The organism is Nesterenkonia pannonica (assembly GCF_019575955.1).
Classification (GTDB): Bacteria; Actinomycetota; Actinomycetes; order Actinomycetales; family Micrococcaceae; genus Nesterenkonia; species Nesterenkonia pannonica.
In genome coordinates this window covers 872,408-886,030 of the sequence record NZ_CP080575.1, presented here as the reverse complement: position 1 = coordinate 886,030, position 13,623 = coordinate 872,408, and the positions used below count along the sequence as shown (strand labels likewise).

Sequence of the window (13,623 nt, the reverse complement as noted above, 5' to 3'; positions counted from 1 at the left end):
CGTCGCTCAAGCGCAGTGCTGGTGGCTCGCCTAGCGGCGAATGCCCAGACGCTTGATGAGCGCACGGTAGCGCTCGATGTCATTGCGCTGCAGGTAGTTCAGCAGACGACGACGGCGACCCACCAGCAGCATCAGGCCGCGGCGAGTGTGGTGGTCGTGCTTGTGCTCCTTGAGGTGCTCGGTCAGGTCAGAGATGCGCTTGGTCAGCACAGCAACCTGGACCTCGGGGAGCCGGTGTCGCCCTCTTTGGTGGCGTACTCCTTGATGATCTCCTGCTTCACGGCGGGATCAAGAGCCATGGGTGTCTCCTCAGACGTTGTACCGCGATCAGACGACGGCCCCGAGGGGCTGCCAGCCGCCGCGGACTGCAGCAGGCAACTTCTCAACTGTACTGGAGCCGGTGCACCGGAGCAACGTGGACCGCGGTGATCATCGGCACCTGCACCGCAGTGTCGTCGCCCAGGCCCAGCTCCCCCTGCAGGTAGTCGCTCAGGTTCCGCCGCCTGCGCTCACGCTCGCCCTCGTCGGCGCTCAGCCATGAGCTCAGCGTCTGGGCATAGCCGACCATCTCCTCCACCGTCATGCGGCGGCTCCACCGAAGCTTCGTCGTCTGGGCAGACCCGAACAGCGAAGCCTCCAGAGCAGGCGCCCACCCGGGCCGATACACATCACCGGCCCGCATGATGCGGGTCAGCCGGTGCGCGGTCTCATCCGAGGTGTCGATGTAGTTCCAGAGCAGAACCAGCTAAGCCGCCGGGCCTGAGCAGCCGTGCGGCCTCCTGCTGCGCCCGAAGAGGATCGAACCAGTGCCACGCCTGCGCGGCGGCCACCACGTCGAATGATGCGCCTACCAGCCCGGTCTCCTCCGCCGGGGCGTTCACCACCGTCAGCGGCCAGGTCCCAGCCCGCTGGGCCATCACGGCCGTCATCGACACGCTGGGCTCCACTGCCGTCACCCGCGCCCCGGCCGCCAGCAGCTGCCGGGACAGGATCCCGGTCCCTGCCCCCAGATCCACGGCATCAATCCCGAGGTCTGCCTCATCAGCTCCGTGCTCAGCGCTCTGATCAGCACCGCGCCGCTCCCCAGCACCGCGGAGACCGCGGCGTCCGGGTAGTGGGGCGCAGCGCGTCGTAGGCCTGCGCCTGCTGAAGATCCTGATCCGAGAACGATTCGCCGAGGGTACGACGCCGCCCGGCGCTGGTGATCAGCGGGGCAGCGTCCGTGCGGGCCTTGGGCCGCCGCGGTGAGCTCACGGCCTCACCTCACGCCGAGAGCTGGGCGAGCACCCGGCGGGTCTGCTCCACATCCTCGGCCATCTGCACGCACAGCTTCTCGATCCCCTCGAAGGCGACCATGCCGCGCAGACGCTCGAGGAACTCCACGCGCACGTGCTGACCATAGAGGTCGAAATCCTCAATATTGGCGTCGCTGCGATCAATCACGTGTGCCTCGACCACACGCTCCACCGCCTCGAACGTGGGGTTGGATCCCACGCTGATCGCGGCAGGCCACTGGGTTCCGGACTCGTCGAAGAGCCACCCGGCATACACACCGTCGGGCGGGATCATTCCTTCGGAGTCCGCCGCCAGGTTCGCGGTGGGGAAGCCCAGCTCGCGCCCCCGGGCGTAGCCGTAGACCACCTCGCCCACCACAGCGTGCGGCTTAGGCCCAGCATGCGCGTCACCGACGCCACCTCGCCCTCAGCCAGGGCCGAACGGATCGCCGTGGAGGAGCACCGCGCGTGCAGCTGCTCCCCGTCGGCGCCGGTGATCTCCAGATCGTCCACGCCGACCACGTCGAAGCCGTACCGGCCCCCAGATCGACCATGGTGGTGAAGTCGCCGTCGCGAGCGCGGCCGAAGTGGATGTCATGGCCCACCACCACCGCCGCAGCGTTGAGGGCGTCCACGAAGTACCGGGAGACGAACTCCTCCGCACTGAGCATGTACAGCGCCTCGTTGTACGGAAGCACCAGGGCGGCATCCACCCCGGCCGCCTTAATGCGGGCCAGCTTCTCGCCGAGGCCGGTCAGCAGCTCCGGGGTGGACTCGGGCCGGTGGACGAACGCCGGATGGGGATCGAACGTCACCGCCACAGAGCGCGCCTGGTAGCGGGCAGCCTGCTCCCTCAGCGCGCTGAGGACCTTCTGATGCCCCAGATGCACGCCGTCGAAATTGCCGATCGTGATCGCTGAAGGCTCCGGCTCAGCAGGAAGCTGCTCAAGACCGCGGTAAATCTGCACGCGCCTACCCTACGCGCTCCGCGGGCGGTGGATCATAAGCCAGAGCAGCCCAACGAACGGCAGGATCAGCGGAATGTAGCCGTACCCCGCCCCGAAGTGGCTCCACACGGTGCTCCGGTTGAACAGCTCAGGCTCCAGCACCGTCCACAGGCCCACGCCGATCACGCCGATCAGCTCGACCAGCACCGCCGCCAGTGCCACCTTCCACCACAGCACACTGGTGTGCGCCAAGGCATAGGTGGCCAGAATGTACACCGCCGCCGCGAAGGCGCTCAGCGAGTACGCCACCGGAGAGGCCTCAAAGTTCGTGGAGATCTGGTAGAGCGCCCGAGCGAAGCTGGAGATCGCGAACACTCCGTACGCGGTGATGATCAGCATCCCCGCACCACGGTTCCGAGGCGTCTTCTCTCCGAAGCCGGGATCCGCAGCACCGGACCCCTCAGAGGGCTCCCGCCCGCACGCTCAGACCTGCCGCTCACAAAGCGCTGCCGAACCATATCTCCTCCAAGCGGTAGATCATGACGAAGACCACCAGACCGACGAAGCTCATCACCAGGTTGGACCAGCGGGTCCTGTCCAGCACAGCCCAGATGAGCACACCCACCGGCAGCAGCACAGCGGTCAGCACGTAGCCCCAGAACTCCCAGGCCTCACCGACGATGCCGACCCCGCCGAAGGCCTGCCTGATGCCCGCGTAGATCCCATAGACGATGAGGAAGAGCTCAATGGCGGCCACCGAGACGATGCTGCTGTCCGCCGGGCCGGGGCTCAGAGCCGTCATCACCCAGCAGATCAGGGTGGAGAGCGCACAGATCGCCGTGCCGATGACGAACATCACCGTGGGATCCACAAGTTACCTCCTTCCGCTGAACCGCCAGAATTCTACTCCCCAGACGTGTGTCCCCGGACGGGGCCTCAGGGCGCGAAGACCAGCTCCGGCTTGGCGTGCATGGCGTGCGGGATCGTCGTCGCAGCAGCCGCAGCGTCCGGAGAGGATGACGCCCCGGGCTTGGCAGGAATGTCCCGCAGCAGCGCCACCAGCTCACCGTCGGGTCCGTAGGCGGCCGTCAGCTCCTCCGAGCCGGAGGCGGTGATGCGCCGCCCGTGGCCCAGGTGCTCAGCCTCCTCCGCACCCAGCGTGCGCCGAGGGAAGATCTGGCCAGCGGCCTCCGCCAGACCGATGTATCCGAAGTCCTCGCTGAGCTGCTCGATGCTCAGGCACTGGCCCTCCGTGTAGGGCCCCACGGCGGTGCGCCGCAGAGCAGTCAGGTGCCCGCCGACGTCCAGCATCTCGCCCAGATCACGGGCCAGGGCCCGCACATAGGTGCCCGAGGAGACGCGCACCTCCACATCCAGGTCCACGAACCGTCCGCCGTCGATGTGCCGGATCTCCTGCACGGCGAAGCGGTGTACCGTCACCGGCCTGGCCTCCAGCTCCACCGACTCGCCCGCACGGGCCCGGTCGTAGGCGCGCTTACCGTCGACCTTGATGGCCGAGACCGTCGACGGCACCTGCATCAGCTCACCGGTGAGCCTGGAGACAGCCTCCTCGACCCGCTCGGCCGAGACCTCGTTGGCGTAGCGGGTCTCCAGGGCCTCGCCCTCAGCGTCGTCGGTGGTGGTGGCCTGGCCCAGGCGGATCGTGGCCGTGTAGGTCTTGTCGACGCCGACGATGTGGGTCAGCAGCCGGGTGGCCTTGTTGATGCCGACCACCAGCACCCCGGTGGCCATGGGGTCCAGAGTGCCGGCGTGGCCGACCTTCCGGGTCCCGGCCAGCTTGCGGACCTTGCCGACCACGTCGTGGCTGGTCCAGCCCGCGGGCTTGTCCACCAGGACAAGCCCGGAGCCGACCTCCAGCTCCTCAGGCCGCTGCCGCTTGCCCAATCAGCGGTCCTCAGGAGAGGGGCGATCGCCCTCGGCGTTGGCCTCGCCCGCATCAGCGTCGGAGCGGTACGGGGACTCAGAGGACGCTTACTCGGCGTTCTTCCGGAGCTCGCGGACCTTCTCGTCCTGCTCGCGCGCCTTGGCCAGCAGGTCCTCGAGGTGAGCCGCCGACTCGGGGATCTCGTCGGCGACGAACTCCAGGGTCGGGGTCAGCCGGACGCTCAGCTGGCGTCCCATCTCGCTGCGCAGCAGCCCCTGGTTGACCCGCAGGAGGTGCTCAGCGGCACCTCTCTCATCCTCATCCGCGGTCATCACGGTGTAGTAGATGGTGGCGTTCTGCAAGTCGTTGGTGACGCGGGCGTCGGTGACGGTGATCAGCTCAGCCCGGTCGTCCTTGATGCGGGAGCGCAGGGCCTCCGCGATGATCACTTTGATGCGGGACGCGAGCCGGGATGCGCGTGCGGGATCTGCCATGGTGTCTCTCCTCTCAGAGGGTCTGGATCCACCCTATCGGCGGATCCCTCACAAAAAGCTGGGATGTCAGACGGAGGCGGCGCCCGCTTACCGCAATGGCCGAACGGACGCCGCCTCACCGTCGGGACGGGATCAGGTGCGCGGGATCTCGCGCATCTCCCAGGTCTCGATGGTGTCGCCTTCCTGGATGTTGTTGAAGGAGCCGAGTCCGATGCCGCACTCGAAGCCGTCGCGGACCTCGGTGGCGTCGTCCTTGAACCGCTTCAGCGAGTCGATGACCAGGTTGTCGCCCACGACGCTGCCGTCGCGGATCAGACGGGCCTTGGCGTTGCGGCGCATGATGCCCGAACGGACGATCGAACCGGCGATGTTGCCGAACTTCGAGGAGCGGAAGACCTCCCGGACCTCTGCGGATCCGAGCGACACCTCCTCGTACTCCGGCTTCAGCATGCCCTTCAGCGCCGACTCGATGTCATCGATGGCTGCGTAGATCACCGAGTAGAAGCGCATGTCGACGCCCTCCTCCTCGGCCAGCTGGGTGACGCGCTCCGCAGGACGGACGTTGAATCCGACGATCACGGCGTTGTCGACCGTGGCCAGGTTGACGTCGTTCTGGGTGATCGCACCCACGCCGCGGTGGATCACGCGCAGCTGAACATCGTCGCCCACGTCGATCTGCAGCAGCGCATCCTCCAGGGCCTCCACGGCACCGGAGACGTCGCCCTTGAGGATGAGGTTGAGGGTGTCGATCTTGCCCTCGGCCACCACCTGGTCGAAGTTCTCCAGCGAGACGCGCTTGCGGCGCTTGGCCAGCAGGGCGTTGCGCTCAGCAGCCTCACGCTTCTCAGCGATCTGGCGGGCGGTGCGGTCATCGTTGGTGACCAGGAAGCTGTCACCGGCGCGGGGCACCGCCGACAGACCCAGCACCTGCACGGGCCGGGACGGGCCCGCCTCGTGCACAGCCTCGCCGTGCTCGTCGAACATGGCGCGCACGCGGCCGAAGCCGTTGTTTAGCCACCATGTTGTCGCCGACCTTCAGCGTGCCGGACTGCACCAGCACGGTGGCGACCGGGCCGCGTCCGCGGTCCAGGTGCGCCTCGATCGCGACGCCGCGCGCCTCCTTGGCCGGGTTGGCCGTCAGCTCCAGGGCTGCGTCAGAGGTGAGCAGGACGGCCTCGAGCAGCGCCTCGATGTTGATGTCGTTGCGCGCGGAGACGTCGACGAACATCGTGTCGCCGCCGTACTCCTCGGGCACCAGCTCGTACTCGGTGAGCTGGCCGCGGATCTTGTCGGGCTGGGAGCCCTCCTTGTCGATCTTGTTGACCGCCACCACAACCGGCACGCCTAAGCCGCCTTGGCGTGGTTCAGGGCCTCCACCGTCTGCGGCATGACGCCGTCGTCGGCGGCGACCACCAGCACAGCAATGTCCGTGACCTTGGCACCACGGGCACGCATGGCGGTGAACGCCTCGTGGCCCGGGGTGTCGATGAACGTCAGGGCACGCTCTTCGCCCTCGTGCGGGACCTCCACCTGGTAGGCGCCGATGTGCTGGGTGATGCCGCGGCCTCACCCTCGGTGACCTTCGAGGAGCGGATGGCGTCCAGGAGGCGGGTCTTGCCGTGGTCGACGTGACCCATCACGGTGACCACCGGAGCGCGCTCCTCCAAGTCCTCGCCGGACTCGTTGGCCGCCTCGTCCTCGAGGTTGATGTCGAAGGACTCCAGCAGCTCGCGGTCCTCGTCCTCGGGGGACACGATCTCGACCTTGTAGCCCAGCTCCTCGCCGAGCAGCTGGAAGGTCTCCTCGTCCAGGGACTGGTTGGAGGTGGCCATCTCGCCGAGCTTCATCAGCACTGCGATGAGCGCGGCGGGCTCTGCATTGATCTTCTCCGCGAAGTCCGCCAGGGAGGAGCCGCGGCGCAGGCGAAGCACGGTGGTGCCGTCGCCCTTGGGGACGCGCACACCGCCGACCTCGCGAGTCTGCTTCTCCTCAAGCTCTGCGCGCTTGGCGCGCTTGGACTTGCGAGCCTTCGACTTTCCGCCGCCGCGGCCGAATGCGCTTAGCCGCACCGCCGCGACGAGGACCGCCGCCGCGACCACGGGGCGGGCCGCCGCCGGGACGGCCCGGAGCTCCTCCGCCTGGACCGCCGCGGCCCGGGGCTGCAGGCGCCGGAGCCTGACCGGGCATCATCGAGGGCTTGGGAGCCCCGGCTTGCCGTCAGTGCGTGCCGAGGTGCACCGGCGCCGGGACGCTGCCCGGGCCGCGGTGCGCCCGCTGGACCGCCCTGACCGCCGCGCGGACGAGGTCCGCCCGTGCCGCCGGGACCGCCCGAGCCGCGCATGCCCTGCTTGGGCGCGAAGGGATTGTTGCCCGGACGGGGCTGACCGCCCCGGGGCGAGGAGTAACTGACCGCCGGAGACTCCGAAGGGTTGTTTCCGCCGGTGCGCGGAGCAGGCTTGGGGCCGCCCGGCTTCGGCGCAGGCTTGCCCTGGCCGGACGTCGGCGCATCCGCAGCCGGAGCCTCGGAGGGCGAACCGCCCTGGGCCTTGGGCTCAGGCTTGGACTCGGCGCCGGTCTCGTCCTTCTGGACTGCAGGCTGAGCTGCCTGGCCCGGTGCGGGCTGAGCAGCCTGCGGGGCTTCCTGTGGGGCCTCCTGGGGAGCTACTCAGGAGCGGGATCAGGCTTCTTCGGCCCGGGCTTGGGACCGCCGGGCTTCGGCGCGGCGGATCCCGGCAGGCGCCGACCGCGGGCCGGGTGTTAGCGCGGAGCCGGACTTCTCCGGCGCCGGGGCAGATTCCGCCTTGGGAACGCGTTCCGGAGCTTCTTGGCTACCGGCGGCTCAACCGTGGACGACGGGGACTTGACGAACTCGCCCAGCTCTTCGAGCTTGGCGAGCGCTTGCTTCGATGTGACACCGAGTTCTTTGGCGATCTCGTGTACGCGGGCCTTGGCCACATTTCTCCTAGTCTGGCCTGCTCGATGCTCCGCTGAATGTCACAGCGGAGCTGTGGCTCTCAGCGGCTCACCGACATGGGCCGTTGAACGTGCTTAAGATTTCCCGGCAGGAGGGTGTGGGCGTCATTGGGCGCTCATCCTGCCGCTTTCATCGGGTGTTCATTCCTTCAAACCCGTTCTCTTGTCGGTGGACACGTGTGCTGCGACGGCGTCGTACTCCAGACCCTCAGTGCTCGCAGCAGCTCGGAACGCTCTGCTGAAAGCCCTGCGCTTCAACGCGGAGTCGAAGCACTCCCGGCTCAGGTGCAGCCATGCCCCGCGGCCGGGCATCCGGCGTGCGGGATCTGGACGCACCTGACCGTCCTGAAGGACGAATCGGACGACGTCATCCTGATCGGAGCGCGCGACAGCCGACGCAGGTCCGAACTGGGACCAAACCAGTCTACACCCCGCTCTTTCGGTCAGCGCGCGGCGGCGTCGGAAACAATGTCGATGCGCCACCCGGTGAGCTTGGCCGCCAGGCGCGCATTCTGCCCCTCTTTGCCGATCGCAAGGGAGAGCTGGTACTCCGGCACCACAGCTCGTGCGGAGCGCTGAGCCTCGTCCAACACGGTGACAGAGCTCACCTTGGAGGGCGAGAGGGCGTGTGCGATGTAGGACGCCGGCTCGTCGTCGAAGTCGATGATGTCGATCTTCTCGTCGTTGAGCTCGGTCATCACAGCGCGGACCCGGGAGCCCATGGCGCCGATGCAGGCACCCTTGGCGTTGATGCCCGGCTGGGTGGCCCGGACCGCGATCTTGGTGCGGTGGCCTGCCTCACGGGCGATGGACGTGATCTCCACCGTGCCGTCGGCGATCTCCGGCACCTCGTGGGCGAAGAGCTTCTTGACCAGGCCCGGGTGGGAGCGGGAGAGCGTGATGGACGGACCCTTGAAGCCCCGCCGGGCCTCGACCACGTAGGCGCGCAGCCGCGAGCCGTGCGTGTACGTCTCGCCGGGCGCCTGCTCCTGGGGAGGAAGGACCGCCTCAATGCCGCCGATGTCGACCTGCACCATCTCAGGATGGCGGCCCTGCTGGACGATCCCGGAGATCAGCTCACCCTCACGGCCCTTGAACTCGCCGAGCACCTGGTCATCCTCAGCATCGCGGATGCGCTGCATGATGACCTGGCGGGCGGTTGAGGCGGCGATGCGCCCGAAGTTGCTGGGGGTGTCGTCGAACTCCCCACGATGCTGCCGTCCTCGTCGAGCTCCTTGGCCCAGATCGTGACGTGGCCCGTCTTCTCATCCACCTCAGCGCGGGCACGCTGCATAGCCCCGGCGACTTCTGATAGGCCAGGAGCAGCGCTTGCTCGATGGTAAGCATCAGCCGCTCAGGGGAATGTCACGCTCAGCGACGAGCATGCGCAGCGCGCTCATATCGATATCCACTTGTTGCCTCCCAGCCTGCCGCCCGTCCAAACCGCGGCATGCCCAACGTCGTTACTCCTGGTGTGAAAACTCTACCTGTACGCGTGCTCGAGCCACCGAGGACATCGGCACGCGTGTTTCCGGCCCCTGCTTAGGGGTCATGCCCTTCTTGGGGGCTCGATGATCTCCTGGACCGTGATGCTCTCGTCGTCCACGTCCTTGAGACGGCCGACCATGGGCGACTCGCCCTCCCGCTCGACCTCAATCTTCCGCCCGAGGTTCCGGCGAAAGTGCCGAGGTTCGGTCAGCGGCCGGGACGCGCCCGGGGTCGAGACCTCCAGCTCATAGGCGGCCACCTCGGCCAGCGGCCCAGACTCAGCGTGCTCATCCAGGACCACCTCCATCGCCTGCGAAAGGCTCGCGAGCGTGTCCAGATCGACGCTGTCGGTGCCCGAGAAGTAGTCGACCACCACCTGCAGGTGGCCCGTGGCCCCGGCTTCAGCCGAAGCTCCTCCAGGTAGAGGCCGTGCGCCTCCACGGTGGGTTCGATCAGCCCGGCGAGCCGCTCGGCCCGCTCGTCGGGGAAGCGGCGATCATCTCCAGCGCGCGGTGGTACAGCCATACCGCCCATTCTGCCAGGGATATGCGCCGCCGCCGTCCAGCGGGCTCAGCGCTGGGACGCGACGCGCTCCGCGATCCGCGTGGCCGCCTCATCCGACGGCAGCTCTGTGACGTCACCGGTGCGGCGGTCCTTCAGCTCGACCGTGCCGTCCTTGAGGCCGCGTCCGACCACCACGATGTTGGGCACGCCGAGAAGCTCAGCGTCGCCGAACTTCACGCCCGGGAGACCTTGGGCCGGTCGTCGTAGATCACGTCCACGCCGGCCGCCTCCAGCTGGCGCGCCAGCTGATCCGCATACTCGAAGATCTCCTCGCCCTTGCCGGTGGCCACCAGGTGCACCTGGGCAGGAGCCACCGACAGCGGCCAGATGAGGCCCTTGTCATCATGGTTGGACTCCGCCAGCGCAGCCAGCGCACGGGTGACGCCGAAGCCGTAGGAGCCCATCGTCACCGTCTGCAGCTTCCCGTCAGCGTTGAGCAGCTGCAGGCCCAGCGCCTCCGCGTACCGGCGGCCCAGCATGAAGATGTGGCCCATCTCGATGCCGCGACGGGTCTCCAGCGGGCCGGACCCGTCCGGTGCGGGGTCGCCGTCGCGCACCACCACCGACTCGATCGTGCCGTCCCAGCCGAAGTCGCGGTAGGCGACCAGCCCGAAGACATGCTGATCCTGCTCGTTCGCCCCGGTGATCCACCGGGTTCCGGAGACGATCCGCGGATCCACCAGGTAGGGATGCCCGTCGCCGACTCGGTGGGAAGCGACGCTCCCAGGTGAGGCGCGTCCGTGGAGATCCCAGGGCCGATGTAGCCGCGCACCAGACGGGGATGCGCCTTGAGGTCGGCCTCGTTCGCCGCCTCCAGCTGGACCTCCCCTCCACTCCGAGCTTGGGGCCGATGGTCGCCTCGGCGCGCTTGAGTCCACCTCGCGGTCGCCCGGAACGCCGATGACGGCCAGAAGCCGCTGGCCCTCCGGAGTCGTCACCGAGACCACCACGTTCTTCAGCGTGTCCGCGGCGGTCCACGCGCGGTCCTCCCTGGGGTGATCAGCGTTGGCCGCAGCCACCAGCGTCTCGATGGTGTCCGTGCCCGGCGTATGGTGCACCTGCGCCGCGGGGGCGTCGCTGTACTCGATCGGCTCGGGCGCAGGCGTCGTCACGGCCTCCACGTTGGCCCGGTACCCGCCTAAGCCGACTCCACGAAGGTGTCCTCGCCGACAGGATTCGGGTGCAGGAACTCCTCGGAGGCTGCTCCGCCCATGGCGCCCGATTGCGCGCTCACCGGCACCGTGCGCAGGCCCAGCCGCTCAAAGATGCGCACATACGCAGCGCGGTGAGCGTCATACGCCGCCTGCTGGTCCTCCTCCGTGAGGCAGAAGCTGTAGGAGTCCTTCATGATGAACTCCCTGCCCCGCAGCAGGCCCGCACGAGGACGTGCCTCATCCCGGTACTTCGTCTGGATCTGGTACAGGTTCAGCGGCAGGTCCTTGTAGCTGCTTAAGCGATGTCCTTGACCAGCTGGGTGAACACTTCCTCATGCGTCGGCGCCAGCAGGTGGTTCGGCACCCGCACGGTCTGGGTCTCCCCGTCCTGGTCGGTGTACTCGACCTGCTCCGCCTTGCGGTCCGGCACGCGGAAGATGCCGTCGCCGTACTCCTCCCAGCGGCCCGTGGCCTCATAGGGCTCCTTGGGCAGCAGTGCGGGAAGTGCACCTCCTGGGCCCCGATGGCGTGCATCTCCTCGCGGATGATCTGCTCGATCCTGCGCAGCACGCTCAGGCCCAGCGGCAGCCAGGTGTAGATGCCCGCACCCGCGCGGCGGATGTAGCCGCGCGGACCAGCAGCTGGTGGCTGGCCACCTCAGCCTCTGAGGGCCTCGCGCAGCGTGCGCAGGAACAGGTGGGACAGGCGAACGGTCACGGAGAACCTCTTCAGACGGTGGCGGCAGAAATCTGTGGGGAGTCTACCCGCGCGCAGAGGCGGGGCCCCGCCATCAGGGACCCCGCCTCTGCGCTGCCTGCAGTCGGATCCAGGATCAGGCTGCTGACCTCAGGCTCTGCAGCGTGGCACCGTTCTCCGGCCTGTAGGGCCGCTCCTCCTCGTCGCCTCCCTCGGCGAAGGCGTCCAAGGAGATGACGCCGTAGGTCCAGCCGCGGCGGCGATAGACCGCTGAGGGCTGGCCGGTCTCCACGTCGAGGTAGAGGTAGAAGTCGTGGCCGAGCAGCTCCATCGCGTCGACCGCCGCATCCACGCTCATCGGCTCCGCCGAGAACACCTTGCGCCGGATGCGGATGGGCTCATCGGCGTCCTCCTCAGCCTGCGGGGCGTCATCGGCCCGCTCAGCATCGGTGACCTGCTCATAGATCGGACGATCCGGGTCCACCGGCGTCAGACCGGCGAGTGCGGCTCCGAGGCCCGGAGGCGTGTGGCTGCCGCCGTTGGCCCGCCCGCTTCCATTGCCATGAGCCTTGGACTTCTTCTTGTCGCGCGCTCTGCGGAGACGCTCGCAGAGCTTGTCCCACGCCGTCTCGAATGCGGCGAACTTGTCAGCCGCCTGAGCCTCGGAACGGATGATGGGGCCTCGTCCGATGACGGTGAGCTCCACCACCATGGTGGTCTCCGCGCTTCGGTGCCCGGTCTGGGAGGAAAGCTTGACCTCCATCCGCTGCCCCTTGTCGGCCAGGGAGGCGGCTTTGTCGCTCTTCATCTCGACATGGTCTCTGAAGTCCTGCGGAACACTGATGCCTCGTCCGGTGTAGGTCACCTGCAGGGTCATTTCCGGTCCTCCTCGCTTTCGCGCGTGTCGCGCACTGACGGGACCTTGAGGTGCTTTCGAGGCCACCGCCGGTGCGATGGGTCTCGTCTAAGTGATACCCATACTTGACCCTATGCCCGAGCAGACCTCGGTGTGAAGAGCATTCCCAACATTCCTCGTGGGCGCCGAGAATGACGGGCCTCACCGTGCCGCTGCGGCCAGCACCACGCCCCTCGCACCTGCGCTCCTGCGGCACTGAGCGCCATGCTCAGCCGCTTCAGCGTGGACCCAGTGGTGAGCACATCATCGGCCAGAAGGACGGTCGCCCCCGGCAGCACCCGGCGTCCCTCTGCCGTCAGCCGAGGCACGGGGCGCTGCTGCGTCGGTAAACTGCGGTGCGGCCCTTCTGCCCAGCGCCCGGCCGCAGCGAGGCCGCCTCATCCGTCGGCCCCCAGCGCACCAGCCCGAAGGTAGGCGTGACAGCTGGCGGCAGATCAGCCGCGGCGAGCAGCTCATGCAGAGGAGAGCGGCCGCGGCGGAGCCGGATGCCAGGGTGCCCGGAGGGGTCACCAGCAGCGCCGACTCATGCGGGGCCAGCAGTGAGGCCGCCGCCAGGCGCGCTGCCCGTCCCAATGCCGGTGCCAGAGCTGCCCGCAGCCTGACCCGCTCGTGGTCCTTGAAGGCCACCACGGCCTGCGAGACCACCCCGCTGTACGCCGCTGCGCTGAGCACAGGCAGCACGAACAGCCCGTCCGCACCAGCCCTCGGATGAGCATCAGGCAACCCCTCCAGTCCGGCTCCGGCAGGACCGGGAGAGCGCTGGCGCCCTCCTGCGCCCAGAACGGCGCCCTGAGCATCAGCCGCAGATCCTCCGCGCACTCCTCGCACAGCACGCAGGCGGGGGCCCAGCAGCCGACGCACTGCTGCGGCATGACCAGGTCTGATGCCGCGGCGCAGGCGCCGCGCGCTGCCGTCCCTGCCGATGAGAACCACAGGGCGTCCAAGGCGGCGTCGAACCCATCGCGAACCGACATAGGCCCAGCGTCCCCTCACCGGGCCCTGCGCCGCACCTCCTGTGGAAGAGGCAGCCCGCCCTGCGGGGAGGCCGGGAGGTCAGCCGGGGTAGGCGAAGTCGCGGATCTCCACGTCGTCGTTGGGCTCCCACTGCTCGCCGAGCTCGTTGAGGAACGGGTTGATGCTGCCCTCGACGTAGATTCTCTGGCCCCACCGGAGCCTTCACCGGCGGCCACATTCTGCAGCCCGGCCACGCCGTTCTCCAGCACCTCCTGCTC

General features: G+C 68.3%; 12 protein-coding genes and 5 pseudogenes. All 17 read right to left on the bottom strand.

From position 1 onward, the window contains the following. Positions 1 to 30: 30 nt before the first annotated feature. Positions 31 to 299 (bottom strand): annotated as a pseudogene (gene rpsO, locus K0H76_RS06630) (30S ribosomal protein S15). 83 nt (positions 300 to 382) lie between these two features. Beyond that, the gene (locus tag K0H76_RS06625) at positions 383 to 682 is read right to left on the bottom strand and encodes a hypothetical protein (protein ID WP_258934882.1); all 300 of its coding nucleotides are present in this window, start codon (positions 680 to 682) and stop codon (positions 383 to 385) included. Positions 683 to 707: 25 nt separating this feature from the next. After that, the gene (locus K0H76_RS06620) at positions 708 to 1,016 is read right to left on the bottom strand and encodes a class I SAM-dependent methyltransferase (RefSeq protein ID WP_258934881.1); all 309 of its coding nucleotides are present in this window, start codon (positions 1,014 to 1,016) and stop codon (positions 708 to 710) included. 49 nt (positions 1,017 to 1,065) lie between these two features. Then, entirely contained in the window at positions 1,066 to 1,254 is a 189-nt protein-coding gene (locus tag K0H76_RS06615; RefSeq protein ID WP_258934880.1) for a hypothetical protein, read from the bottom strand. A 9-nt stretch (positions 1,255 to 1,263) separates the two neighbouring features. Further along, a pseudogene (locus tag K0H76_RS06610) lies at positions 1,264 to 2,242 on the bottom strand (bifunctional riboflavin kinase/FAD synthetase). 9 nt (positions 2,243 to 2,251) lie between these two features. After that, on the bottom strand, positions 2,252 to 2,620 hold the full coding sequence (locus tag K0H76_RS06605) for a hypothetical protein (RefSeq protein WP_146341842.1): 369 nt from the start codon (positions 2,618 to 2,620) through the stop codon (positions 2,252 to 2,254). A gap of 97 nt (positions 2,621 to 2,717) precedes the next feature. Continuing rightward, entirely contained in the window at positions 2,718 to 3,077 is a 360-nt protein-coding gene (locus tag K0H76_RS06600) for a hypothetical protein (protein ID WP_258935350.1), read from the bottom strand. Positions 3,078 to 3,157: 80 nt separating this feature from the next. Further along, entirely contained in the window at positions 3,158 to 4,126 is a 969-nt protein-coding gene (gene truB, locus K0H76_RS06595; RefSeq protein WP_258934879.1) for a tRNA pseudouridine(55) synthase TruB, read from the bottom strand. Between the two features lie 87 nt (positions 4,127 to 4,213). Continuing rightward, entirely contained in the window at positions 4,214 to 4,600 is a 387-nt protein-coding gene (rbfA, locus tag K0H76_RS06590) for a 30S ribosome-binding factor RbfA (protein ID WP_258934878.1), read from the bottom strand. A gap of 132 nt (positions 4,601 to 4,732) precedes the next feature. After that, a pseudogene (gene infB, locus K0H76_RS06585) lies at positions 4,733 to 7,555 on the bottom strand (translation initiation factor IF-2). A 159-nt stretch (positions 7,556 to 7,714) separates the two neighbouring features. After that, positions 7,715 to 7,909, bottom strand: coding sequence for a YlxR family protein (locus K0H76_RS06580; RefSeq protein ID WP_258934877.1), 195 nt, complete (start codon positions 7,907 to 7,909; stop codon positions 7,715 to 7,717). Positions 7,910 to 8,016: 107 nt separating this feature from the next. Beyond that, a pseudogene (nusA, locus tag K0H76_RS06575) lies at positions 8,017 to 8,985 on the bottom strand (transcription termination factor NusA). Positions 8,986 to 9,122: 137 nt separating this feature from the next. Beyond that, positions 9,123 to 9,437 carry a hypothetical protein gene (locus K0H76_RS06570; RefSeq protein WP_258934876.1) on the bottom strand — a complete coding sequence of 105 codons (315 nt, stop codon included), beginning with the start codon at positions 9,435 to 9,437 and terminating at the stop codon, positions 9,123 to 9,125. Positions 9,438 to 9,631: 194 nt separating this feature from the next. Continuing rightward, positions 9,632 to 11,496, bottom strand: a pseudogene (locus K0H76_RS06565) (proline--tRNA ligase). A gap of 115 nt (positions 11,497 to 11,611) precedes the next feature. Further along, entirely contained in the window at positions 11,612 to 12,352 is a 741-nt protein-coding gene (raiA, locus tag K0H76_RS06560; protein WP_258934875.1) for a ribosome-associated translation inhibitor RaiA, read from the bottom strand. 282 nt (positions 12,353 to 12,634) lie between these two features. Further along, positions 12,635 to 13,324, bottom strand: a complete 690-nt coding sequence (locus tag K0H76_RS06555; RefSeq protein WP_258934874.1) for a hypothetical protein — start codon at positions 13,322 to 13,324, stop codon at positions 12,635 to 12,637. Between the two features lie 56 nt (positions 13,325 to 13,380). Further along, positions 13,381 to 13,614, bottom strand: a complete 234-nt coding sequence (locus K0H76_RS06550; protein WP_258934873.1) for a hypothetical protein — start codon at positions 13,612 to 13,614, stop codon at positions 13,381 to 13,383. Positions 13,615 to 13,623: the final 9 nt, after the last annotated feature.

Coding starts and splice junctions, on each gene's coding strand:
- K0H76_RS06625 (WP_258934882.1), bottom strand. CDS start 682: ATGCGGGCCGGTGATGTGTATCGGCCCGGGTGGGCGCCTGCTCTGGAG.
- K0H76_RS06605 (WP_146341842.1), bottom strand. CDS start 2,620: ATGCTGATCATCACCGCGTACGGAGTGTTCGCGATCTCCAGCTTCGCT.
- K0H76_RS06600 (WP_258935350.1), bottom strand. CDS start 3,077: ATGTTCGTCATCGGCACGGCGATCTGTGCGCTCTCCACCCTGATCTGC.
- rbfA (WP_258934878.1), bottom strand. CDS start 4,600: ATGGCAGATCCCGCACGCGCATCCCGGCTCGCGTCCCGCATCAAAGTG.
- raiA (WP_258934875.1), bottom strand. CDS start 12,352: ATGACCCTGCAGGTGACCTACACCGGACGAGGCATCAGTGTTCCGCAG.